Consider the following 22,179-nt stretch of genomic DNA (forward strand, 5'->3'; position numbering starts at 1 on the left):
CACCTCACCTCACCTCGCCTCGCCTCGCCGATCTTGCATCTCCGGACGCTGAATGCCCCTTTCGCGGTGCATTGTCGGTGCAGGAAGTGCAAGATCGGCGCGAGCGGGGCGCGAGCGGCTAGAGGAGGCCGGCTAGTTTGTAGAGACCAGGGAGCCGGCGGCAGGCACCGACCGCGTCGCACGTACGCAACAGGGTGCCCAGGTTCGCGCCGTGCATCGGCCAGAGCGGGGCGGCGATCAGGTGACCCCAACAGCGGTGTGGCCGGGGACGGCGGGCGGCGCGTAGCTCACGCCTCGGCCGGACCCGGATGGCGGCGCTCACGCCGCGCCGGCGACTCCGCCGGACAGAGAAGAAAACATGTTGAGGGGTGCTTCGCGGTGCACCCGGACCCTCACCGACAACAGAGGGCCCCACCATACCGCGCTGGCGTACACCCCACTCCCCATGATCGTGCTCGATCCAGGATCGAGTGGTATCACCGCGTCGATGAAACCAATACTTCCAGGATCGAGCACGAATATGCGGCGGCTCGAGCGACAAGATCCGCACAACATCAGGGAAACTGCTGCCTGCGGCATCCCGGAAGCAGCACCTTCCCCGAAGTTGTGCGGATCTTGGGGCCGGCCACGCCGGGCGCACGCCGGGACAACGCGGTTGGGTTAGTCGCGTTCGATGAGGTGGCCGACCACCGTCGGGCCGAGCATCACCGCGAAACCGGAACCGTCGCGGCGCGGGTCGGCCGCGGGCAGCTCCACCGGGTCGCCGGTGCCGGTCGCGCCGACCGGGCGCGGGCCCACCCAGGCGACAGCCACGTCCGTCTCACCCTTGAGGAAGCGGTGCGCGCGCACGCCGCCGGTCGCCCGGCCCTTCGCCGGGTACGACCTGAACGGCGTCACCTTGACCGTCGCCCCGGTCGACGTCACCACCATCGGCTCGCCGTGGCCCGGGTCGTCGGTGCGCACCGCCCCGAAGAACACCACGTGCGCCCCGGCCGGCAGGTTGATGCCGGCCATGCCACCACCCTTGAGCCCTTGCGGACGGACCAGCGCGGCAGGGAACCGCAGCAGCGACGCCTCCGAGGACACGAACGTCAACGTCTCGGCGCCGTCGGTCAGCCAGGTCGCCCCGACCACCTCGTCACCATCGCGCAGACCGATCACCTCGAACTCGTCGGAACGCACCGGCCACTCCGGCGCGCAGACCTTCACCACGCCCTGCCGGGTGCCCAACGCCAACCCCGGTGAGCCCTCCGCCTGCCCGCCCAGCGGGGCCAGACCCACAACGGTCTCCCCCGCCTCCAACGGCACCAGCTCGGCCGCGGACATCCCGCCGCGCAGCGACACCGTGCCCGCCTGCTCCGGCAGCACCGGCAACGGCAGGACATCGACCTTGAACGCCCGACCGGCGCTGGTCAGCAGCAACACCCGACCACGCGCGGTGGAGTGCACGATCGCGCGTACCGTGTCGTGCTTGACCCGGCCATTGCGTCGGCGCCCCTCGGCGCTCTCCTCCGACTCGGCGGCGGTCCGGGCGACCAGCCCGGTCGCGGAGAGGATCACCTGGCACGGATCGTCGGCCACCTCCAGCGGGCCGGCCGGCGCCGACGCGGCCAGCACCTCCTTCAGGTCGCCGTCGACAAGGGTCGTACGCCGTTCGGCGCCGAACTGCTTGACCACCGCCGCCAGCTCGTCGGAGACCACCTTGCGGAGCACCCGCTCGTCGTCGAGGATCTTGCTCAGCTCGGCGATCTCGGAGCGCAGCCGTTCCTGCTCGGCCTCCAGCTCGATCCGGTCGAACTTCGTCAACCGGCGCAGCGGGGTGTCCAGGATGTAGGTGGCCTGGATGTCGGAGAGGCCGAAGCGGCTCATCAGCCCGTCCTTCGCGGCCTGCGCGTCGTCGCTGCCCCGGATCAGCCGGACCACCTCGTCGATGTCCAGCAAGGCGATGAGCAGGCCGTCGACCAGGTGCAGTCGTTCCTGCCGCTTGCGCCGGCGGTACGAGGTGCGCCGGGTGACCACCTCGTACCGGTGCGCCAGGAAGACCTCCAGCAGTGCCTTCAGCCCCAGCGTGCGCGGCTGCCCGTCCACCAGGACCAGGTTGTTGACGCCGAAGGACTGCTCCAGCGGGGTCAACCGGTAGAGGTCGGCGAGCAGCGCCTGCGGGTTGACCCCGACCTTGCACTCGATGACGAGCCGGGTGCCGCTCTCCCGGTCGGTGAGGTCCTTGACGTCGGCGATGCCGGTCAGCCGCTTGGTCTTGGTGACCTCGTTGGTGATCGCCGCGATGACCTTCTCCGCGCCGACCCCGTAGGGCAGCTCGACCACGGTGATCGCCTGACGGCCCCGGCTGCCCTCGATCGGGCCGATCTCCACCTTGCCGCGCATCCGCACCACGCCGCGCCCGGTCTCGTACGCCCGGCGCACCTCGTCCAGGCCGAGCAGCACACCACCGGTGGGCAGGTCGGGGCCGGGGACGAACTCCATGAGCCGGTCCAGCGTGGCGTCCGGGTGGTTGATCAACCAACGGGCGGCGGAGACCACCTCGGCCAGGTTGTGCGGGATCATGTTGGTGGCCATCCCGACCGCGATGCCGGACGCGCCGTTGACAAGCAGGTTGGGGAACGCGGCCGGCAGCACGGTCGGCTGGGTCAGCGACCCGTCGTAGTTGGGCTCGACGTCGACGGTGTCCTCGCCCAGCTCACCGACGAGCAGCATCGCCTCGCGAGACATGCGCGCTTCGGTATATCTCGATGCTGCCGGACCATCGTCTGGAGATCCAAAATTTCCGTGCCCGTCGATGAGCGGCACGTTGAGGGAGAAGTCCTGTGCGAGGCGGACCATCGCGTCATAGATCGCCGTGTCGCCGTGTGGATGGTACTTTCCCATGCAGTTGTGAACGACATAGCCCTCGGCTACGAACGCGTGCTCGTCAGTGCCGACTTGGATGTCGTACGTGACGTCGGGCGACACCGCCTCAACGGAGGTGACCCGTAGAAACGAACTCCCGACCAACGCGTCCAGCCGGGCGGCGAGCGGTGAGCCAAGGCGGTGGAGCTTGTGGATCCATCCGTCTCGTACCGCACGCTCCAACTGGAACGACCGGTCCGCGAGCGGAACGCCGTTGCGGTCCTTGCCATACCGCACCTTCGGTCCACCGCTCGCCGAAAGCGAGTCACGGAACGCCTGTCCGTCCTGGTCCCGGAACCACCCGCCGCCTTGATGCGCGGCCGTGAACTCCGCGATGACCGGACCGTACGGCAACCGGTCGTTGCCCTGCTTGCCGCTGTACTCGTAGCCGATCTCGGCGACCCGCTGCAAGCCGTCGTGCTTGTATCCGATCCGCACCCAGGGCAGCAACAACCGGGCAAGGTCTGCGGCGTCCCGACCGCTGACCGAGAGACCCAAGAGCGGGTTACCCGCGGAGGCGCGACCGCTGGTCCAGTGGTGCGCGTGCAGCCCCAGGTCGGCAAGCATGGCGTAGATCTGCCGCACCAGCACCTCGCTCGTGCTGACGAAGACGATCTCCCTGAAGCGCTTACGGACGTAGCCGTCCCCGTCAAAGAAGCCGGCGAGGAACGGCACCCACGCCGACCGGTTCGCGATGATGTCGCCCGGCACGTGCTTGTCCCGGCTGAGCGGACGTGTCGCCTCCAGCAGCCCCTCGTGCCGGCTGAAGGTCAGAATGTGCTGGTCGCGATGGAGGGGATTGTGCGCCTCGCGCTTACCTCGGGAGACGTTCAATCCACTGGCGATGGCCCAGCCGTGAGCGACATCCAGCGGCTCGACGTCACACATGTGGATCCGGACCCGGCCGTCCGCTCCGCGAGACCGATGGGCAGGAAAGCCCTCAGCCACCAGCAGCCCGCGCACATAGTCGTAGACGTCACCGGCAGGCGTCGACACCGCTTTGCGGCGACTGCCGTACGCCAATGCCAGTCGCCCCGGGAGATCCCGGGCCTCCGCCCATTGAACCGAGAGGTCATCGGCGACCACGCGGAAGCGCTGGCCCGGCGTGACGAGCATCGTGTGCCCGTTGCTCCAGGTCACGCGCACGAGTTCGGAGGTCGGGTTCCGATAAACAGCAGTCACCGGTACGGAGGCTCCGTCGCCGTCCAGTACGAGGTCCCCGACCTCGATCTCCTCAATGGCCTGCAAACCGTCAGGCGTCGAGACGAGTGTGCCGGCAACGAAGCAGTCGCCCACAATGCGGGCGGACTTCACGTGGCCACGGTCGGGACGGTAGCCCTGCTCGTACATCGACCAGAGGATGCGCCGGTGCACGGGCTTGAGACCGTCGCGGGCGTCCGGCAGGGCGCGGGAGTGGATGACCGAGAACGCGTACTCCAGATAGGAGTCGGAGACCTCGGTGACCAGCGGGTTGTCGAAGACCCGCGCACCGGCCTGGTCGAAGGAGGAGAGGTCGACCTTGTTTTCCTTACGGCGTGCCATGACTCAGCTCTCCACTCGGACGGAACCCGTGCTCATGCGTCGATCGCCTCGCGGTCGACCCGGTCGGCCGAGTCGATCAGCCAGTTGCGCCGGGGCTCGACCTTCTCGCCCATCAGGAGTTCGAGGATGCGTTCGGCGGCGTCCACGTCGTCGAGGGTGATGCGGCGCACGGCGCGGGTGGCCGGGTTCATCGTGGTGTCCCACAACTCGTCGGCGTCCATCTCACCGAGACCCTTGAACCGTGGGATGGGGGTGACGATCTGCTTGCCGGCCTTCTCCAGCTTGCGGACCGTCGTCTCCATCTCGGCCTGGGTGTACGTGTAGACGGTCTGCGGGTTACGCCCCTTGGTGGTGACCTTGTGCAGGGGCGGCATCGCGGCGTAGAGCCGACCAGCCTCGATCAGCGGACGCATGTACCGGGCGAAGAGGGTGATCAGCAGGGTACGGATATGCGCGCCGTCCACGTCGGCGTCGGCCATGATCAGCACGCGGCCGTAGCGCAGCGCGGAGAGGTCGAACGTCCGCCCGGAGCCGGCCCCGAGGACCTGGACGATGGCCGCGCACTCGGCATTGTCCAGAACCTGCTGGAGGTTGGCCTTCTGCACGTTGAGGATCTTGCCGCGGATCGGCAGCAACGCCTGGTATTCCGAACTGCGCGCCATGCGGCTCGTGCCGAGGGCGCTGTCGCCCTCCACGATGAACAGCTCACTGCGGTCGATGCCGGTGGCCCGGCAGTCGACAAGCTTCGGCGGCATCGACGCGCCCTCCAGGGCGGTCTTGCGCCGGGCGGCGTCCTTCTGCTGCTTCTGGGTGAGTCGCACCCGGGCCGCGTCGACGATCTTCTGCAGGACGGTGCGCGCCTCGGCCTTGGTACGCCGGTCCTCCAGCCACGCCTTGACGTGCGCGTCGACCAGAGTCTGGATCACCTTGGTGATGCCGGTGGTGGACAGCTCGTCCTTGGTCTGCGAGGTGAACTGCGGCTCGGGGATCCGCACGTGCACCACAGCGGTCATGCCCTCCAGGACGTCGTCCAGGGTGGGCGGCTCCTCCTTGGCCTTGAGCAGACCGCGGGTGTTGCGGACCGCGTCGGCGAGGGTGCGGACCAGGGCGCGCTCGAAGCCCTTGCGGTGGGTGCCGCCGTGCGCGTTGCGGATGGTGTTGGTGAAGCACTCGACGGTGCGCTCGTAGCCGGTGCCCCAGCGGAACGCCACCTCGACCTCGGCGCGGCGCTGCACGTTGGACTGCATGACCCCGTTGGCGTCGGCGGCGTTCTCCCGGTACGTCCCCTCGCCGTTGACCAGCAGGACGCCGGAGACGGGCCGGTCGCCGGCCGGGGCGAGGAACTCCACCATGTCGCTGAGCCCGTTGGGGTAGTGGAACCGCTCCTCGGCGGGCGCCTCGCCGGTCAGGTCACGCAGCAGGTACGTCACGCCGGGGACCAGGAAGGCGGTGTTGCGCAGCTTCATCCGGACCGCGTCGACGTCGAGCGCCGCGCCGGTCTCGAAGTAGCGGGCGTCGTGCCACCAGCGGATCGAGGTGCCGGTGCGGTGGCCGCGCTTCATGGCGCCGACCACCTGGAGCCCGGGGCCGGGGGTGAAGGGCGCGTCCGGACCGTCCCCGTCGAAGATCCCGGGGACGCCGTGCCGGAACGACATCGCGTGGATCTTGCCGGCGCGGCGGACGGTCACGTCGAACCGGCGGGACAGCGCGTTGACCGCGGAGGCGCCGACGCCGTGCAGGCCGCCGGAGGTCTTGTAGCCGGAGCCACCGAACTTGCCACCGGCGTGCAGGCGGGTCAGCACCAGCTCGACGCCGGAGATGCCGGACTTGGCGTGCACGTCGGTGGGGATGCCCCGGCCGTCGTCGTCGACCTGCACCGAGCCGTCGGCGTGCAGGATCACCTCGACGTGGCTGGCGTGACCGGCGACACCCTCGTCGGTGGAGTTGTCGAGGATCTCGTTGACGAGGTGACCCACGCCACGGCTGTCGGTGGAGCCGATGTACATGCCGGGCCGCTTGCGGACGGCGTCCAGCCCCTCAAGGTGGGTGAGGTCATCGGCCCCGTACAGGGTGTCAGGCTCTGCGGTCAACTGGTCGTACTCCCCGGTCTCGGCGGTGTGCTGCCGGTCACCGGCGACATCAGCCGGCGTGGCGCGCCGCAGCGAGCCTAGCCGGAGGCTGGGACAACTCCCGTAGGCCCTACGCGACCCGCCGCGTGGCCCCGCCCGGACGTGAGCGAGGGAACAACCCCGGGTGATCACGGGACAACGCACCGACACCGTCGCCGGTAGGCTCTCCTACCCGGCCGGTGGTCGAAAGGTGGACACGGTGGACGAGACGACGCGCGGTGCGCTGCGGCGCTCCCTCGGCACGCGGGGCCGGGCCTGGCTGCTCGTGGGCACCCTGGCGGCGGGGCTGCTCAGCGCCGTGGCGCTGGTCGCGGCGGCGGATCCCGCCGACCGGACGTTCGCCGCCATCTCGGACACGGCCCAGAGCCTGATGTCGGTGCTGACGCCGCTCTTCGGCATCCTGCTGGTGCGTGATCTGCGGCGGGCGCCCGACACGATCGGGGTCGTTCCCACGGTGCTCGCGGTGCTGGTGCCGGCCGTCGTCGTCGGCGTGGGCGGGGTGCTTGTCTGCGCCGCGACGGTGGCTCTCACCCCGGCCGCCGTGGCCGACGAGCCGTGGCGGCACGCGGGGACTGTCGCGGTGGGCAGCGTGCTGGTGCAGGGCGTCGCCGGGCTGGTCGGCACCGGGCTGGGTCTGCTGCTGCGCTCGACGGTGCTCGCGTTCGTCGCGACGATCGTCCTGCCGTTGGGGCTGTTCGGGCTGTTGGGCGCCGTGGACGGCCTCCGTCCGGCGCAGCCGTGGGTGACCCCGTTCGGCAGCGTGCGCCACCTGCTGTCGGGCGAGATGAGCGTGCTGCGGTGGGTGCAGTGGCTGTGCGTACTGCTGATCTGGGGTGTGGGTCTGAACGCGCTGGGCGCGGCCGCGCTGAGGCGTCGCGGGCGGCCCGACCGGGTCGGCGCGCCGGCGGACGGGCTCGCGTAGGTCGGCGTCGTCCACGTCGCGGTGACGCGGCGCAGCGGGTCGGCCTCGCCGTGGTAGCGGCCGCCCGGCGCTCTGGCACGCCCCGATCCGGTACGCCAACAGGTCGTCCGATTCGGACGCGGGGCCTACCGGGCCGACATGTCATTCATCGAAAGATTCTGTTACGGGCCATTGACGCCCGTTGCGCAGGGGTGATCTGATCGCGCTCTCAGAGAATCTTTCATCTTTCGATGGATGGGAGCCCCATGCCCAGGTTCCGGCGTACCGCGCTCGCCGCGGCACTCACGATCGTCACGGCCGCGCTGTCGACGGCCGTCGCGCTGCCCTCCCCCGCGACCGCCGCGCTGCCCACCGCCGCGGTGGCGCTCGGCGACAGCTTCATCAGCGGCGAGGGCGCCGGGGCGTACACCCCGGTGGTCGACGTCAACGGGGTGGCCCAGGGGTTCCCCGGCTGGACGGCACCGAACAACAACGCGTACTTCTGCCACCGTTCGGCCAACGCCTCGCTCAACCAGGCGAACCTGCCGGGCATCCAGAACCGGTTCAACCTGGCCTGCTCCGGCGGTCAGCCCCACGACATCGCCAACGCCTCGCAGGCGCGCGCCAACGGTCGTACGGTGGCCGCGCAGCTCGACCAGCTCCGCGCCGTCGCGCAGACCCAGGACATCGACCTGGTGCTGATCGGCCTGGGCTCCAACAACAGCTCGTTCACCTTCGGCAGCGTCGCGGAGACGTGCGCCAACCGGTTCATCGCCGACGCGTGGACCGGCTGGTGGGAGTTCTGGGCGTACCTGAACGGGCCGGTCGAGCAGAAGCCGTGCAGCGACGCCGACCTGGCCACCGCCGCGCAGCTCAGCGCCGCGACGGCGGAGACCACCGCCGCCGTACGCCAGATCCTGACCACGCTCGACCAGGTGGACGCGGACGGGCAGCACCGGGTCGTGTTCCAGGACTACACGAACCCGCTGCCGCTGGAGCTGAACCCGACGTTCCACGAGGAGGACGGCCGGGACGACACCCGGGACAAGTTCCGTGACCTGGGCGCCGAGCGGTACGCGGCCGGCTGCCCGATCCACCGCGCCAGCCTCGCGCCCGGGCACCGCTTCTCCCAGGGCCTCGGCGGCATCGTGAAGTCCACCCGGGACACCCTGGCCGCCGAGTTCCCCTCGGCCGACCTGGTCTACCTCAACGTGCAGCGGGCCTTCGACGGCGCCCGGCTCTGCGAGCAGACCAGCAGCCCGACCGGCGCGCTGGCCACCCCGATCCGCCTCCAGGACGGCGCGAACGGCACCTTCGTCACGAGCCTCGCCGGCAAGGACAAGATCGCCATCCAGCGGATCGCGAACACCTGCGTCAGCTACTTCCAGACCTGCCAGGAGTCGTGGCACCCGAACGCCACCGGGCACCAGGTGCTCGGCCAGTGCCTGGCCGGCGCCGCCACCACCGCCGCCCGCGCGGTGGCGTGTGTCCGCGCCAGCAACGGAGCGATCTCCGTCTCCTGACCGGCCGCCTCACCGAAGGCCCCGCCACCCGGCGGGGCCTTCGTCGTGTCCGGCCCCGCCGGGGCTACCCGTCGGTAACGTCGGGCCGTAAGCTGGCCCGATGAACGGGGAAGCGGAGTACGCGCAGGAGTTCGTCGACGTCGACGGCGCCCGACTCGGTGTGCAGGTGTACCCCGAGCCGGCCGGACCGGCGGGAGCGCCGGTCGTGGTCATCTGGCCCGCGATGGGGGTACGCGCCCGCTACTACCGTCCGTTCGCGGCCGCGCTGCGCGCCGCCGGGCTGGCCGTGGTCGTCGCCGACCTGCGGGGCACCGGCACGAGCACTCCCGCGCCGACCCGCGCCGACCGGCACGGCTACAGCGAACTGGCCAGCGACGTCGACGCCGTCCTGGCCGCCCTCAAGCCACGGCTGGACGGGCGCACCCGACTGCTGCTCGGTCACTCACTCGGCGGACAGGCCGCCCTGCTGCACCTCGCCCTGCACGGCGACGTCGACGTGGACGGGCTCGTGCTGGTCGCGGTGGGCGTCCCCTACTGGCGTGCCTACCCGGGGCGGCGTGGCCTCGGCGTCCTGCCGTACACCCAGGGAATCGCCGCGACCGCGGCGCTGCTCGGGGTCTGGCCGGGCTGGGGCTTCGGCGGCCGGCAGGCACGCGGGGTCATCCGGGACTGGGCCCACACCGCCCGGACCGGCCGTTTCCCGCGCCTGGACGGCACCGACACCGAAGCGGCCGTACGCGCGGTGCGGACACCGGTGCTGGCGATAAGCATCGACGACGACCAGTACACCCCGCACGAGACCATGGACCACCTCTGCGCGAAGCTCACGTCGGCGCCGCTGACCCGCCAGCGGTACACGGTGGCGGAGGCCGGCGCGGCGCTCGACCACTTCACCTGGGTCCGCGCCAGCACGCCCCTGGCGGGGCGGATCGCCCGTTTCGCCGGCGACCTGCCGCCGCGCTGAGGCGTGACCGGCCGGGCACGTGGCCCGGCCGTCGGACTCACTCGTCCTGGTCCAGCGGGGTCAACTCACCGTCGCGCTCCACCCGGATCTCGGCGTGGTCCCTACGCGGCGCGACCTCCGCCGTGTTCCGGTGCGGGTCGTTGTCCGGATGCATGAGCACCGCGTCGGTCTTGGGGGTCTTCTCCCGAACCTCATCCGGCTGCGACATTCCGTTCCCCTCTCGGTAAGCGTCACACGGCTCTACCCGCCACCGCCCGGACGACTCCTGCCGGCGGCGGTCCCGCACCGCGATGCACCGATGTCACCACCGTGCCGGTGCGGCGGGGATCGGCCGGCGGGTGACGGGGTTAGCCGCCCGGGCGGCGGGTAAGCCGCATCGCCCGACACGGCGGAAGGGGATCACATGTCCGAACGACACACCGCACTGCGCTCGATGCACGATCTGGGCCTGGCGGCCTGGTTCGGCGGCTCCCTCATGGGTGCCTTCGGCGTCAACGGCGCAGCGGCGAAAATCAACGACTCGACCCAGCGACTCCCGATCGCCTCGGCCGGATGGTCGAAGTGGACACCTGTCAACGCGGCCGCGATCGGCGCGCACCTGGCCGGGGCGGTCGGCGAACTGGTCACCGAGAGCCCTCGGGTGGCGGCCCAGCGGGGAGTCGGCCGGGCCAGTGCCATCAAGACGGCGCTGACCATCGGCGCGCTCGCGGTCACCGGCTACAGCCGGTTGGTCGGCAAGCGGTTGGAGAAGGCGGGCGGCCCGCCGGTGAGCGGCGCCACCGAGCCCAACCACCAGACCCCGGCGAACGTCGCCTCCTCGCAGCGACAGATGAAGCTGCTCCAGTGGGCGATCCCGGCGCTGACGGGATCACTGGTCGTCGTCACCGCGTACATGGGCGAACAGCAGAAGCCCGGTCAGGTGCTGCGGGGCATCCTGAGCCGCACCAACGGGATGCGCGGCGCCCCGATGAGCATGGCCAAGATGGGCATGAGCATGGGGGCCGGCAAGCGGCACATGGCCATGTCCGGACGCTGAGCGTCGCACCGGCCGACGCCCCGACGGACCGTCGACGGCGGGACAGCGGCCGGGCCCTACGCGCCCGCCCACGGCGTACGCCGTGGCAGCGGGCGGGACCGGCCCGGGGACGGGCATTCCGTCCGCCCTTAGCGGCGGACCGACGAGCGAGGTGGCCATGACCGAGGCACGCAGCAGTGGCGGCGGTGACCGGCCAGTACCGGAGGCGGTCAAGCCGTGGGACACCGACGACCGTTTCGACGCCGAGCCGCCGTGGGGCGTGGACGACGATTCGCCGATGGACGAGGGCAGCGAGGAGACCGCGGTGCCCGAGGGACAGCGTGGTGAACGGCGCGCGGGCGCCCCTGCTGGCCGGTCCGGTCCGGCCGGTCGACACGGCCTCGGTTCGGTCGAACCCACCCGTACGCCGACGGCCGGGCCGGGCGCGCCACCGGACCCGGCGCCCAGCAACCGGCCCTTCCCGGACGACGCGGACGTCACCGAGCGGACCCAGGACGCGTTGCGCACCCGGGGCCGGCGCTCCTGACCACCGCGCTGCCCGCGTCCCCCGGTACGGCCGGGAGGGCACGCGGGCAGCGGGCCGTCAACGGGCCGACGCGACAGGCGCCGGAACGCTCCGGCCGTCGGCCGGTCGACGCGGCCCGGCCGGCGCCTCGACGAGCATGGTCTCGGCGAGCACCTGCGCCAGCCGGGTGGCGTCGCGCTGGGCCTGCCCGGCGCAGCAGTTGTTGAACAGCACGTGCAGGTCCTCGACCCGGCCAGCCAGTTCGGCCAGCCGTCCGGCCCAGTCCCGGAGTTCCGACTCCGTGTACGCGTATCGGAACTTGTCCTCCTTGTCACCGTCGCGCCACGCGTCGCTGTGCCCGTGGAACCGGACGACCGCCGGTTCCGCGGTGAGCGTGAGGATCGGCGGCACCGACGACGGGTGGCCCTGCGGCATGTCGACGCAGACCAGCGAGAGGTCGTGTGCGCGCAGCAGGTCCAGAGTGGCCGCCTGGGCGGCACCGTCGAACCAGGACCCGTGCCGCACCTCCACCGCCACCCGCCACGGCCGGCACCGCTGTGCCAGCTCGACGATGCGGCGCTCGGCCGCCGCGCCACGCGCCAGCCACGGCGGGAACTGCAACAGCACCACGCCCAGCTTGCCGGCGCCGGCGATCGGGTCCAGCGCCGCGCGGAAGCGGGCCCACAGCTCGTCGTACACCTGCTCGGGCAGGTCGCGGCGGCGGACCCGGCTGGGGCCGGAGGCGGGCCGCAGGTCGCGGGGCAGCGCGGCGACCGGCGTCGGGTGACCGGTGAAGAGACGGAACGCCTTGACGTCGAAGGTGAAGTCCTCGGGTGTCGCGTCGACCCAGCCCTGGGTGGTCTCCGGCGCCGGCACCGCGTAGTAGGAGGTGTCCACCTCGACCAGGGGGAACCGGCCGGCGTAGAAGGCCAGCCGGGCGGCCGGCGTGTTGGCCGAGCGCGGGTACCAGCCGGAGCGCAGCAGCGACTGGTCGGCCCAGGACGACGTGCCCACCTTAATCACACCCATGTCGTTCAGTGGACAGTCCCGAGCGCCGATCGGCAACCGCTGGCGGCCCGGGCCGACGTCGTGTCGACGCCGAACTGTCGGTGTCCCTTCCTAGTCTGGCGCGCGACGGACTTCGACGAAGGGGTGACCATGACCAGCACCGCACAGCTCACCGGGGAACGGGCCGACCTGCTGCAGGCCCTGCGACGGCACAGGGGTTTCCTCCTGCACACGGTCGAAGGGCTGACCGACGAGCAGGCCGCCACCCGCAGCACCGTCAGCGAGCTCTGCCCGGGTGGTCTGGTGAAGCACGTCGCCGGTGTCGAGGAGCGGTGGATGCTCTTCGCCGTGGGCGGCGCCGAGGCGATGCAGCGCGCCGAGATCGACTGGGCGGGTCAGTTCCGGATGACGCCGGGCGAGACCCTGGCCGGGCTGGTCGAGCGTTTCCAGGCGGTCGCCGCGCACACCGACGAGCTGGTCGCCACCCTCGACCTTGACAATGCGCACCCGCTGCCGCAGGCGCCCTGGTTCGAGCCGGGGGCGAGCTGGACGGTCCGCCGGGTGCTGCTGCACCTCATCGCCGAGACGGCCCAGCACGCCGGGCACGCCGACATCCTGCGGGAGGCGATCGACGGCGCCAAGACCATGGGCTGAGCCGACCCGCGTCCGACGGTGCCCCCGGCGCCCCGTCGCGTGTCACCTCCCGTCCCGCACCGGGCAGATGTGACGTCGCGCAGGTGGGCGGCGCTGAGGGACACGAGATGGACGCGGATCAGATAAACCAGGAGACCGCCGAGCGGCTGCTCGGCGGGGGTCCTGTCGACCCGTCGGCCGGACCACGTCCGCTCGTGCTGCTGCTGTCCGCGGTCCGCGCCGCGCCGCGCCCCGCCGAACTGGCCGGCGAGGGTCTCGCCGTGCAGGGCTTCCGCAGCGCCCGGCTCACACCCCGTCCGGAGGCCGGCGGGGCGACACACCGCGACGGGTGACGTCCGGTCAGCGGGGGCGGGTGCCGGTGGAGCGGTCGCTGGCGTAGGCGTCGGCGTGGCCCCAACGGCCGGGGATGTCGAGCAGCTCCAGCCGACCGAAGCCCGCCGGCAGGGCCGGGGTCACCAGGAGGTCGTCCCCGGTGGGTCGCAGTCCCAGCAGGGTTCCCAGCAGCATCAGCAGCGCGCCCGAGGACCACGACTGGGGGCGGCCCGCCGACGGCAACTGGACGGGATACTTCGTGATGCTGCGCTCGTAGCCGGCGATCAGCTCCGGCACCGCCCCGCCGAGGGTCTGCGCCATGTCGAGGATGCCGGCGGCGATCCGGGCCGCGTGCGCGTCGAAGCGGTAGCGCCGCAGCCCGGCGGCGATCAGCGCGTTGTCCGACGGCCACACCGCCCCCAGGTGCGAACCCACCGGGTTGTACGGGCGTTGCCCGGCGGCGAGGGTGCGCACACCCCAACCGTTGAACAGCCGCGGCCCGACCAGGTGCTCGGCGACCGCCTCCGCACGGTGGTCCGGCACGATCCCACTCCACAGCAGGTGCCCGATATTGGAGGACAGGGCGTCGACCGGCTCGCCGTACGGGTCCAGGGCCAACGCGTAGTACTCCTGGTGGGGCAGCCAGAAGTCCCTGTTGAACCGCTCCTTCAGTGCCTCGGCCTCCCGCTCCAGCCGGTCGGCGTACCCGGGGTCGTCCCAGAACGTACGGGCCAGGCGGGCGCCGCGCCGTTTCGCGTCGTACGCGTAGCCCTGCAACTCGCAGGTGGCGCGCGGGAACGCCGGTTGCCGTGCACGCGCGTCGGCGATCGCGTCATCGGAGTCCTTCCAGGACTGGTTCACCACACCGTGCCGCTCGTTGCGGCGCTGGTAGCGCACGTAGCCGTCCCCGGTCAGGTCGCCGTACTCGTCGATCCAGTCCAGCGCCATGCGGGCCGGGTGGCGCAACTCGCGGACCAGGTCCGCGTCGCCGGACCAGAGCTCGTACTCGTCGAGCAGGACGACGAAGAGCGGGGTGGTGTCGGCGGCGCCGTAGTACAGGGCGTTCGGGAGCGCGCCGAAGGCGGCCGACTCGCCGTAGCGGAGCTGGGCCAGGATCTTGCCCGGTTCCTCCTCGTGCTCGTCGTCGAGCTGCCCGCCCTGCAACAGGGCCAGCATCCGCAGCGTCGCGGGCGTCAGTTCGGGGGTGAACGCCATCGTCTCCAGGCAGGTGATGAGGCTGTCCCGTCCGCAGAACGACATCGCCCACGGCAGACCGCCGGTCGGCACCCGCTGGGTGTACGCCAGCGGCCGGTACCGCAGCGCCGCCAGGTCGGCGAGGCTTCCCTGGTACGTCGCCTCCAGGCCGTCCCGTTCGGAGACCAGCCGTGGAGCCCGGTTCAGCCAGCCCGCGAGGTCCTCGTCCATCCCGCTGCGGACGTCCTGTTGGTGCGAGGCCAGGCTGGCGCGCATGTCCTGCCCGTGCTCGCCCTGGATGGTCAGGCTGACGTGCAGGTCGGTCTCCCACCGCCCCTCGGGGTCGACACGGATCCGGAACGTCATTCCCCCGTCGTCCACCTCGACCGGAGCGGTGCTGCTCACGGTGGCCTCGCGGACGAACCGCTCCCGCTCGTAGCACAGGACGAGCCGGTGCCGCGCGGAGTCGGCGTCGACGTGCACGTCCCGCTGTCGGAGGTTCCCGACCTCGGCGATGTCGGCGAAGTCGCTGCCCACCTCCATCCGGACGGTGAACTCCGCGGGCTGTGCGGAGTGGTTGAGCACTGTGATGTTCTCGTGGAAGCAGTCGTGCACCGAGCGGTGCCGGATGATCGACACGTCGGCGTCGACGTAGTGGCTGGCCGCGCCCGGGACGAGGAAGAACCGCGTCTCGAAGTAGGTCATGTCGTCGCGGGAGAGGGCGTTGAGCCGTTCACCGTCGACGGTGAGCACCCAGTGGGACAGAAAGCGGGTGTCGAACGAGAAGAGACCGACGGGCGCCTGCGGATCGACTTCGATGTCGCCCTGGGCGTCGCTGATGGCGAAGACGTTGCCCGCTAGGACGTGCACCAGTTCCTGCTTCACCGCTGCCCGTCCCGACCGGCCAGCGCGGCACGCCCCAGTTCGCGCGGATGACGGGCGCCGTTCGGCCCGGGGAAGATCCGCCTCAGCAGCGTCAGCAGCCGTAGGTCGCCCCGCACGGTGATGTCGTTGCGCAGCAACGCCGCCACGACGTGCACCGAACCGTTCGCCAGCCGGTCGAAGACCACCCGGTCGGCGCGGACCACCAGGTCGGCTTCCTCGGCCGACCGGGTCACCCGGACGTGCTGGTCGGCCACGGTCAGGTACCAGTGCTCGGTGCCGCCGTCACCGCGTACGTCCAGCCGCAGCGTGCCGGCGGTGGTCTCGGGCAGGTCCGGACGCCGGCCGTCGTCCAACTGCTGGAGGTACCGCACCACGGTCGCGCCCATCGCGTCGCCCTCCTTTCGGGTTCTTGGCAGGATCACCGGCGCCGGGGTGAGCGTGGCTCACCCCGATCGGGTGAGCCACGTCGCGGGACGCGAACCCGTTTGCCCCGCGACGAAGTGGGCAGCCATCCGCAGGCTCAGAGACGGGGGGAAGTCGGATGCGGGCACTGCGGTTGATGGAGTGGAAGTCGGAACCGAAACTGGTCGAGGTCGCCGAACCGAAACCCGGGCCGGGCCAGGTGGTGGTGCGGATCGGCGGCGCCGGCGCCTGCCACTCCGACCTGCACCTGATGGACGAGTTCGAGCCGGGGTCGATGCCCTGGAACCCACCGTTCACGTTGGGCCACGAGAACGCGGGATGGGTGCACGCCCTCGGCGACGGCGTGGTCGGGCTGCGCGTCGGGGAACCCGTCGCCGTCTACGGCCCGTGGGGCTGCGGCACCTGCGCCCGTTGCCGGGTCGGCATCGACCCGTACTGCGAGAACCCGGCCGGCGCGCCGGTGCCCAGTGGCGGTGGCGGCCTGGGCCTGGACGGCGGCATGGCCGAGTACGAGCTGGTACCGGACGCGCGGCACATCGTGCCGCTGCCCGACGGGTTGGATCCGGTGCACGCCGCACCGCTCACCGACGCCGGGCTCACCCCGTACCACGCCGTGCGGCGGTCCTGGCCGAAGCTCCCGCCGGGAAGCACGGCCGTGGTGATCGGGGTCGGCGGGCTGGGGCACGTGGGCGTGCAGATCCTCAAGGCCACCACTGCCGCCCGCGTGATCGCGGTGGACACCCGCGCCGAGGCGCTGCGACTGGCCACGGAGTGCGGGGCGGACCGCGCGGTGGCCTCCGGCCCGACCGCGGCCGAGGAGATCCGGGACGCCACCGGCGGGCGGGGCGCCGACGTGGTGCTGGACTTCGTCGGCGCGGACGCCACCCTGGCGCTCGGGTCGGCGGTGGCCCGTACCGTGGGCGACCTGACCATCGTGGGAATCGGCGGTGGCACCCTGCCGGTGTCGTTCTTCTCCGTGCCGTACGAGGTGAGCATCGCGACCACCTACTGGGGCAGCCGCCCCGAACTGTTGGAGGTGCTGGACCTGGGCGCGCGCGGTCTGATCCGGCCGAAGAGCACCACCTTCGCCCTGGACGACGCCCTGGACGCGTACCGCCAGATGCGCGAGGGCACGCTTGAGGGCCGGGCGGTGATCGTGCCCTGAGCCCGTCGGGTCAGTCGGCCCCGAGGAGGCCACGGACGAAGGCGGCCTGCCCGACGTGTTGCAGATCGTCCTCGACGACGCTTACCAGCCGCACGCCGACGGTGACCGGTGGGTCCCACGCCTCGTCCACGACCCGGTCCAGGTCCGCCGGGGACAGCCCGGCCAGGAACGGCAGGGTACGCCCCGACACCGCGCCGTAGTAGTCGATCAACGCCTGGGCGCTCTCCGGCCGCACCGCCGCGACCTGCGCGGGCGAGTGCCCGAAGCCGGTGTCGTCGGGATCGGCGGCGAGGCCGAAGCGGCCCGCCAAGTCGCCGCTGACCCAGACCTGCTCGGCGTCGAGCAGGTCGGCGACGGCCTGGTCCTGGATGCGGGTGAGGTGCCAGACCAGCCAGCCGATCGAGTTGGCGCCCGGGCCGGGCTCGTGGCGCAGTTGCTCCGGGCTCAGGCCGTCGACCGCGGCGCGGACGAGGTCGGGCAGCCGGTCGTACGTCTCGGTCAGCAGGTCACTCACGTCCACGGCGCACGCCTCCTTGTCGGTTTTCGAACAGGTACCGCCGACACGGGCGATCAAACCTCGGCCGCTACGGTGATCACGTGGTCGCGGCCTTGGAGTTGTACCTGGATCCGGACGCCACCCGCCGGATCCGGGTGCTGTGGGACGCGCTGGAGGCCGAGGGCGTGCAGAGCATGCGCTCGCTGCTGGAACGGCGTCACCGCCCGCACGTGTCGCTCGCGGTGGCGCCCCGCTTTGACCCGGAACAGGTAGCCGCCGCGCTGCGCGGGACGGTCGTGGCCGCCCCGCTGCGACTCGAGTTCCAACACGCCGGGCAGTTCGTCGGCCGGGTGCTCTGGCTCGGTCCGGCGCCCACCACGGAGTTGCTGGCGCACCACCGGCTGGTTCACGACCGGCTGGCCGCCGCCGGCATCCCCCTCGCCGAGCACTACCAGCCGGGCCGCTGGGTGCCGCACTGCACGCTGTCCATGCGGGTGCCGAACGCGTTGATGGCCGCCGCGGTACGCCGCTGCCTGGAGGTGCTGCCGGTGGCCGCGACAGTGGTCGGCGCGGCGCTCACCGACCACGCGCGCGGCATCGCCCACCCGCTGCCCTGATCAGCTCACCCGCTCGCCGGACCGTAGCGAAAGATGTCCGGTTTGGCGGGCCACAGTCGGGAAATTGAAAAGAAGCGGTGCGGACGCGTCCGGGCGTGGGATGGTTCGAGATGGCTGCCGTACCGGTGGTGACCTGCTCAGGCGCGGGGACCCGCCCGGGGGCGTGGGCGTAGACCGCGCCACCCACGGCGGCTTCGACGAGGAGAGGCAGGGCCCATGCAGGCTCAGCGCAGGCCACCGCGCACGGAGCGGAGCCAGACCCGGGACGACCAGACCGGCGGCGGGATGACCGGGGCGGCCACGCCACTGACGATCTGGGCCGCCGCGGTGCTGCTCGGCCGGATCGCCGCGGGCGACGACGACAGCGAGGACGAGCGACACATCCTGCGCGGCATCGAGTGATCCCGACGCACCGGCTCAGAGCCAGCCGCGCCGCTTGAAGACCAGGTAGAGGGTGCCGCACACCAGCAGCATCAGCAGCAACGCGAACAGGTAGCCGAAACGCCAGTTCAACTCCGGCATGTGGACGAAGTTCATCCCGTACACGGTGCCGATGAGGGTGGGGGCGAACAGGATCGCGGCCCAGGACGAGACCTTCTTCAGCTCCTCGTTCTGGGCGTAGCTGGCGGCGGTGAGGCTGCGCATCTCCTCGTTCTGCTGCTGCGAGACGAGGGTGGCGTTGACGGTGAGGATGTTCTGCAACAGGTGCCGGAAGCCGTCCACCCGTTCCACCACCTGGGTGAGGTGGTCGGTGACGTCGCGTAGGTACCGGCGTAGTTCCTCGTCGGTGCCGTAGCTGCCCGCGCCGGCCGCGAGCGCGTCCAACATGGTGAGCAGCGGACGGGCGGCCCGCTGGAACTCGATGACCTCCCGGCTGAGCCCGTAGATGCGCCGGCTGGCGTTCGGGTCACCGCCGAACACCTGGGTTTCGATCTCGTCGATGTCGTTCTCCAGTCCGGCCACCACCGGCGCGTACCCGTCGACCACCTGGTCGAGGATCGCGTACAGGACCGCCTCGGGTCCCTGGGCGAGCATCTGCGCGTCGGTCTCCAGTCGACGGCGTACGGCGGCCAGGTCGGGCGCCTCGCCGTGCCGGACGGTGACCACGAACCCCGGCCCGATGAACAGGTGCAGCTCGGAGAACTCGACCTCCTCCCGCAGGTCGTCGTAGCGGGCGGCGCGCAGCACCACGAACAGGGTCTCGCCGTACCGTTCCAGCTTGGGCCGCTGGTGGGCGTTGATCGCGTCCTCGACCGCCAGGTCGTGCAGCCGGAACTCCCGCGCCAGTGAGGTGATCTGGTCGATGTCGGGCCGGTACAGCCCGATCCAGGCCATCGCGCCGTCCCGCTCCTGGAGGCAGCGGTAGGTCTCGGCGAGGCCGGACGGCGAGGCGAAACGGTGCCCCTGGATGTAGACGGCGCTCTCCACCATGCCGCCGGCGGCCGGTGCGGGCGCGGGAGGTGGCGGCATGCCGACGGGGGTCTCGTGCTCGTCGAGCCGGCGGCCGAAGCCACCACCCGGGCGGAGGCGACGGCCGCCGACCATGAGCCGCTCCCCTCCCCGGTGGCATCCGCGTCCGGCGGCCGCAGCCCGAGCGGGCGGGTCGGCGCGGGGCGCCGGAGGCGCTGCATCCCCCCTGCCCCTGGGCCGAAACCCGTCCGACTCGCCGGGACGGCCGGACGGTCACGGGCGGGTTCGGCGTACCCGCGGACGGGCGCACACGACCGGGCGGATACTCGCGGTGACCATGGGCGGAGGACGGGGGAAGCGCCGGTGCGGGTCGACAGGCGTGCCGGGCGGCTGCGCGGCTGGCTGCTCGGTGGCGGTACTGAGCAGGCCGCGCGACAGGCTGGCCCGCTCGCCCGCCCGCCGCGGGACCGGCAGCACCCGTGGTGGAGGGTGATGTGCCTGACCGGTGTCGACTACTTCTCGACGCTTGGCTACCAGCCGGGCATCGCGGCGCTGGCCGCCGGGGCCCTGTCGCCGGTGGCGACCCTGGTGCTGGTGCTTGTGACGTTGCTGGGCGCGCTGCCGGTGTACCGGCGGGTGGCCGTGGAGAGCCCGCACGGTGAGGGTTCGATCGCGATGCTTGTCCGTCTGCTGAGCTTCTGGCCGGGCAAGCTGCTCGTGCTGGTGCTGCTGGGGTTCGCGGCTACCGACTTCATCATCACCATCACCCTCTCGGCGGCGGACGCGACCGCCCACATCGACGAGAACCCGTTCCTGCCCGGCGTGCTCAAGGGACACGAGCTGCCGCTCACGCTGCTGCTGGTGGCGTTGCTGGGCGCGGTGTTCCTCAAGGGATTTGGCGAGGCCATCGGGATCGCTGTCGCCCTGGTGGCGGTCTACCTCACGTTGAACGCGGTGGTGATCGCCGTCGCGTTGGAGCGGGTGGTGACGCATCCGAGCGCGGTCGGGGACTGGAGGACCGCGCTGACCACCGGGCACGGCGATCCGCTGCTGGTGGTCGGGCTGTCCCTGCTGGTCTTTCCGAAACTGGCGCTGGGCCTGTCCGGGTTCGAGACCGGGGTGGCCGTGATGCCGCACATCCGGGGGGATCGGCGGGACTCCGAGGACCGACCGTCGGGCCGCATCCGCGGCGCGCGTCGACTGCTCACCACCGCCGCGACGATCATGAGCGTCTTCCTGATCACGAGCAGTGTGACAACCACCGTGCTGATCCCGCCCGAGGCGTTCCAGCCGGGCGGCCCCGCGAACGGCCGGGCACTGGCCTACCTGGCGCACCAGCACCTCGGCGAGGTGTTCGGCACCGTCTACGACCTGTCCACCATCGGGATCCTCTGGTTCGCGGGCGCCTCGGCGATGGCCGGACTGCTCAACCTCGTACCCCGCTATCTGCCGCGGTACGGCATGGCCCCCACCTGGGCCCGGGCCGTGCGCCCGCTGGTGCTGGTCTTCACCGCGGTGGCGTTCCTGATCACGGTGGTGTTCGACGCCAGCGTGGACGCGCAGGGCGGCGCGTACGCCACCGGGGTCCTGGTGTTGATCACCTCGGCGGCGACGGCGGTGACCCTCGCGGCGCGGCGACGGCGGCAGCGGGGCCGGACGCTCGCGTTCGGGACCATCGCGGTGATCTTCGTCTACACGACAGTGGCGAACGTCGTGGAACGCCCCGACGGCGTCAAGATCGCCGCCTGTTTCATCGGCGGGATGATCCTGGTGTCGGTGCTGTCCCGGCTCATGCGGGCCTACGAGCTGCGGGTCGACCACGTCGAGCTGGACCCGGTCGCGGCCCGGATGGTCGACGAGCGGGCCGCCCGGCGGATCCGCCTCATCGCGCACGAGCCGGAGCGCCGGGACCCGGCCGAGTACCGCGCCAAGCTGGCCCAGACCATGGCGGACAACGACTTTCCCGACGACAGCGACGTCATCTTCGTCGAGGTGCACGTCACCGACCCGTCGGACTTCGAGACGGCGCTGCTGGTCCGCGGCAGCGTGGCGCACGACAGCTACCAGGTGCTCAGTCTGGCCAGTTCCTCGGTGCCCAGCGCCCTCGCCGCCCTGCTGCTGGAGATCCGCGACCGGAGCCGGCGACGCCCCCACATCTACTTCGAGTGGACCGAGGGCGGCCCGGGTCGCAATCTCCTGCGCTACCTGGCGTTCGGGCAGGGCGCGATCGTCTCGGTCACCCGGGAGATCCTGCGCCGCCAGGAGCCCGACCCGCGCCGCCGCCCGCACGTGCACGCCGGCTGACCTGCCGGTCGACCCTCGTCGCGGACGGTGAGCATGGTCATAACGCCTGGACGACGCACCGGTTCCGGCTGCTAGCCTCGGCGCAGGTCATGAGCGCCAGCGCGAAGCCCCGGCTCGCTGGCCGGCAACCCTCCTCCGCGGTGGGGTGCCCCGGGTGAAGACCAGGCACCGGCAGGACGTCGGTGCAAGCGTGGCCTGGCACCC

19 protein-coding genes, 2 pseudogenes and 1 riboswitch are annotated in these 22,179 nt (G+C 71.6%); of the genes and pseudogenes, 11 read left to right on the forward strand and 10 right to left on the reverse strand.

Annotated features, from left to right (window positions below; genetic code table 11):
* Positions 1 to 660 precede the first annotated feature (660 nt).
* From FHG89_RS34280 to FHG89_RS08885, 4 genes and pseudogenes are all read right to left on the reverse strand, one after another.
* Entirely contained in the window at positions 661 to 3,345 is a 2,685-nt protein-coding gene (locus FHG89_RS34280; protein WP_425280161.1) for a DNA topoisomerase (ATP-hydrolyzing), read from the reverse strand.
* A 69-nt stretch (positions 3,346 to 3,414) separates the two neighbouring features.
* Positions 3,415 to 4,221, reverse strand: a pseudogene (locus FHG89_RS34285) (LAGLIDADG family homing endonuclease); the annotation flags it as partial.
* Positions 4,195 to 4,449, reverse strand: a pseudogene (locus FHG89_RS34290) (DNA gyrase subunit A); the annotation flags it as partial. The pseudogenes FHG89_RS34290 and FHG89_RS34285, both read right to left, overlap by 27 nt.
* Before the next feature lie 32 nt (positions 4,450 to 4,481).
* Positions 4,482 to 6,539, reverse strand: a complete 2,058-nt coding sequence (locus FHG89_RS08885; RefSeq protein ID WP_139583888.1) for a DNA gyrase/topoisomerase IV subunit B — start codon at positions 6,537 to 6,539, stop codon at positions 4,482 to 4,484.
* A 238-nt stretch (positions 6,540 to 6,777) separates the two neighbouring features.
* Between FHG89_RS08885 and FHG89_RS08890 the strand changes: the two genes are divergently transcribed.
* The 3 genes from FHG89_RS08890 (at position 6,778) to FHG89_RS08900 (ending at position 9,966) form a co-directional block, all read left to right on the forward strand.
* On the forward strand, positions 6,778 to 7,500 hold the full coding sequence (locus FHG89_RS08890; protein ID WP_139583889.1) for a hypothetical protein: 723 nt from the start codon (positions 6,778 to 6,780) through the stop codon (positions 7,498 to 7,500).
* Positions 7,501 to 7,745: 245 nt separating this feature from the next.
* On the forward strand, positions 7,746 to 9,002 hold the full coding sequence (locus FHG89_RS08895; protein WP_139583890.1) for an SGNH/GDSL hydrolase family protein: 1,257 nt from the start codon (positions 7,746 to 7,748) through the stop codon (positions 9,000 to 9,002).
* Positions 9,003 to 9,102: 100 nt separating this feature from the next.
* Entirely contained in the window at positions 9,103 to 9,966 is an 864-nt protein-coding gene (locus FHG89_RS08900; protein ID WP_139583891.1) for an alpha/beta hydrolase family protein, read from the forward strand.
* Positions 9,967 to 10,003: 37 nt separating this feature from the next.
* On the opposite strand, the gene FHG89_RS32850 is transcribed toward FHG89_RS08900, so the two are convergent.
* Positions 10,004 to 10,174, reverse strand: a complete 171-nt coding sequence (locus tag FHG89_RS32850; protein ID WP_167517363.1) for a hypothetical protein — start codon at positions 10,172 to 10,174, stop codon at positions 10,004 to 10,006.
* A 195-nt stretch (positions 10,175 to 10,369) separates the two neighbouring features.
* Between FHG89_RS32850 and FHG89_RS08905 the strand changes: the two genes are divergently transcribed.
* Both FHG89_RS08905 and FHG89_RS08910 read left to right on the forward strand, forming a co-directional pair.
* Complete coding sequence (locus tag FHG89_RS08905; protein ID WP_139583892.1) at positions 10,370 to 11,002, forward strand: hypothetical protein; 633 nt, start codon at positions 10,370 to 10,372, stop codon at positions 11,000 to 11,002.
* Between the two features lie 157 nt (positions 11,003 to 11,159).
* A complete protein-coding gene (locus FHG89_RS08910; RefSeq protein WP_139583893.1) occupies positions 11,160 to 11,528 on the forward strand; it encodes a hypothetical protein in 369 nt (122 codons plus the stop codon).
* A gap of 57 nt (positions 11,529 to 11,585) precedes the next feature.
* On the opposite strand, the gene FHG89_RS08915 is transcribed toward FHG89_RS08910, so the two are convergent.
* Positions 11,586 to 12,536: a DUF72 domain-containing protein gene (locus FHG89_RS08915; protein WP_139583894.1), complete on the reverse strand. Its 951-nt coding sequence runs from the start codon at positions 12,534 to 12,536 to the stop codon at positions 11,586 to 11,588.
* 129 nt (positions 12,537 to 12,665) lie between these two features.
* Between FHG89_RS08915 and FHG89_RS08920 the strand changes: the two genes are divergently transcribed.
* Positions 12,666 to 13,169, forward strand: a complete 504-nt coding sequence (locus tag FHG89_RS08920) for a DinB family protein (protein WP_139583895.1) — start codon at positions 12,666 to 12,668, stop codon at positions 13,167 to 13,169.
* 107 nt (positions 13,170 to 13,276) lie between these two features.
* Positions 13,277 to 13,501, forward strand: coding sequence for a hypothetical protein (locus FHG89_RS08925; RefSeq protein ID WP_139583896.1), 225 nt, complete (start codon positions 13,277 to 13,279; stop codon positions 13,499 to 13,501).
* A gap of 7 nt (positions 13,502 to 13,508) precedes the next feature.
* On the opposite strand, the gene FHG89_RS08930 is transcribed toward FHG89_RS08925, so the two are convergent.
* Positions 13,509 to 15,560: an amylo-alpha-1,6-glucosidase gene (locus FHG89_RS08930; protein WP_139583897.1), complete on the reverse strand. Its 2,052-nt coding sequence runs from the start codon at positions 15,558 to 15,560 to the stop codon at positions 13,509 to 13,511.
* Complete coding sequence (locus FHG89_RS08935; protein ID WP_139583898.1) at positions 15,557 to 15,946, reverse strand: SCP2 sterol-binding domain-containing protein; 390 nt, start codon at positions 15,944 to 15,946, stop codon at positions 15,557 to 15,559. The genes FHG89_RS08930 and FHG89_RS08935 overlap by 4 nt, the downstream gene beginning before the upstream one ends.
* A 155-nt stretch (positions 15,947 to 16,101) precedes the next feature.
* Between FHG89_RS08935 and FHG89_RS08940 the strand changes: the two genes are divergently transcribed.
* Complete coding sequence (locus FHG89_RS08940; RefSeq protein WP_139583899.1) at positions 16,102 to 17,148, forward strand: NAD(P)-dependent alcohol dehydrogenase; 1,047 nt, start codon at positions 16,102 to 16,104, stop codon at positions 17,146 to 17,148.
* 10 nt (positions 17,149 to 17,158) lie between these two features.
* On the opposite strand, the gene FHG89_RS08945 is transcribed toward FHG89_RS08940, so the two are convergent.
* Positions 17,159 to 17,668 (reverse strand): mycothiol transferase, encoded by a 510-nt coding sequence (locus tag FHG89_RS08945; protein WP_139583900.1) that lies wholly within the window; start codon positions 17,666 to 17,668, stop codon positions 17,159 to 17,161.
* Between the two features lie 77 nt (positions 17,669 to 17,745).
* Between FHG89_RS08945 and FHG89_RS08950 the strand changes: the two genes are divergently transcribed.
* Together FHG89_RS08950 and FHG89_RS08955 are read left to right on the forward strand one after the other, a co-directional pair.
* Positions 17,746 to 18,261: a 2'-5' RNA ligase family protein gene (locus FHG89_RS08950; protein ID WP_139583901.1), complete on the forward strand. Its 516-nt coding sequence runs from the start codon at positions 17,746 to 17,748 to the stop codon at positions 18,259 to 18,261.
* Between the two features lie 216 nt (positions 18,262 to 18,477).
* Positions 18,478 to 18,663: a hypothetical protein gene (locus FHG89_RS08955; RefSeq protein WP_139583902.1), complete on the forward strand. Its 186-nt coding sequence runs from the start codon at positions 18,478 to 18,480 to the stop codon at positions 18,661 to 18,663.
* A gap of 15 nt (positions 18,664 to 18,678) precedes the next feature.
* Here the strand turns inward: FHG89_RS08955 and corA are convergent, their stop codons facing one another.
* Positions 18,679 to 19,806, reverse strand: a complete 1,128-nt coding sequence (gene corA, locus FHG89_RS08960; RefSeq protein WP_139583903.1) for a magnesium/cobalt transporter CorA — start codon at positions 19,804 to 19,806, stop codon at positions 18,679 to 18,681.
* Positions 19,807 to 20,034: 228 nt separating this feature from the next.
* On the opposite strand from corA, the gene FHG89_RS08965 reads away from it, so the two are divergent.
* Positions 20,035 to 21,975 (forward strand): APC family permease, encoded by a 1,941-nt coding sequence (locus FHG89_RS08965; RefSeq protein WP_139583904.1) that lies wholly within the window; start codon positions 20,035 to 20,037, stop codon positions 21,973 to 21,975.
* An 85-nt stretch (positions 21,976 to 22,060) separates the two neighbouring features.
* A riboswitch (SAM riboswitch) is annotated at positions 22,061 to 22,172 on the forward strand.
* Positions 22,173 to 22,179: the final 7 nt, after the last annotated feature.

The organism is Micromonospora orduensis (assembly GCF_006228125.1).
Taxonomy (GTDB): Bacteria; Actinomycetota; Actinomycetes; order Mycobacteriales; family Micromonosporaceae; genus Micromonospora; species Micromonospora orduensis.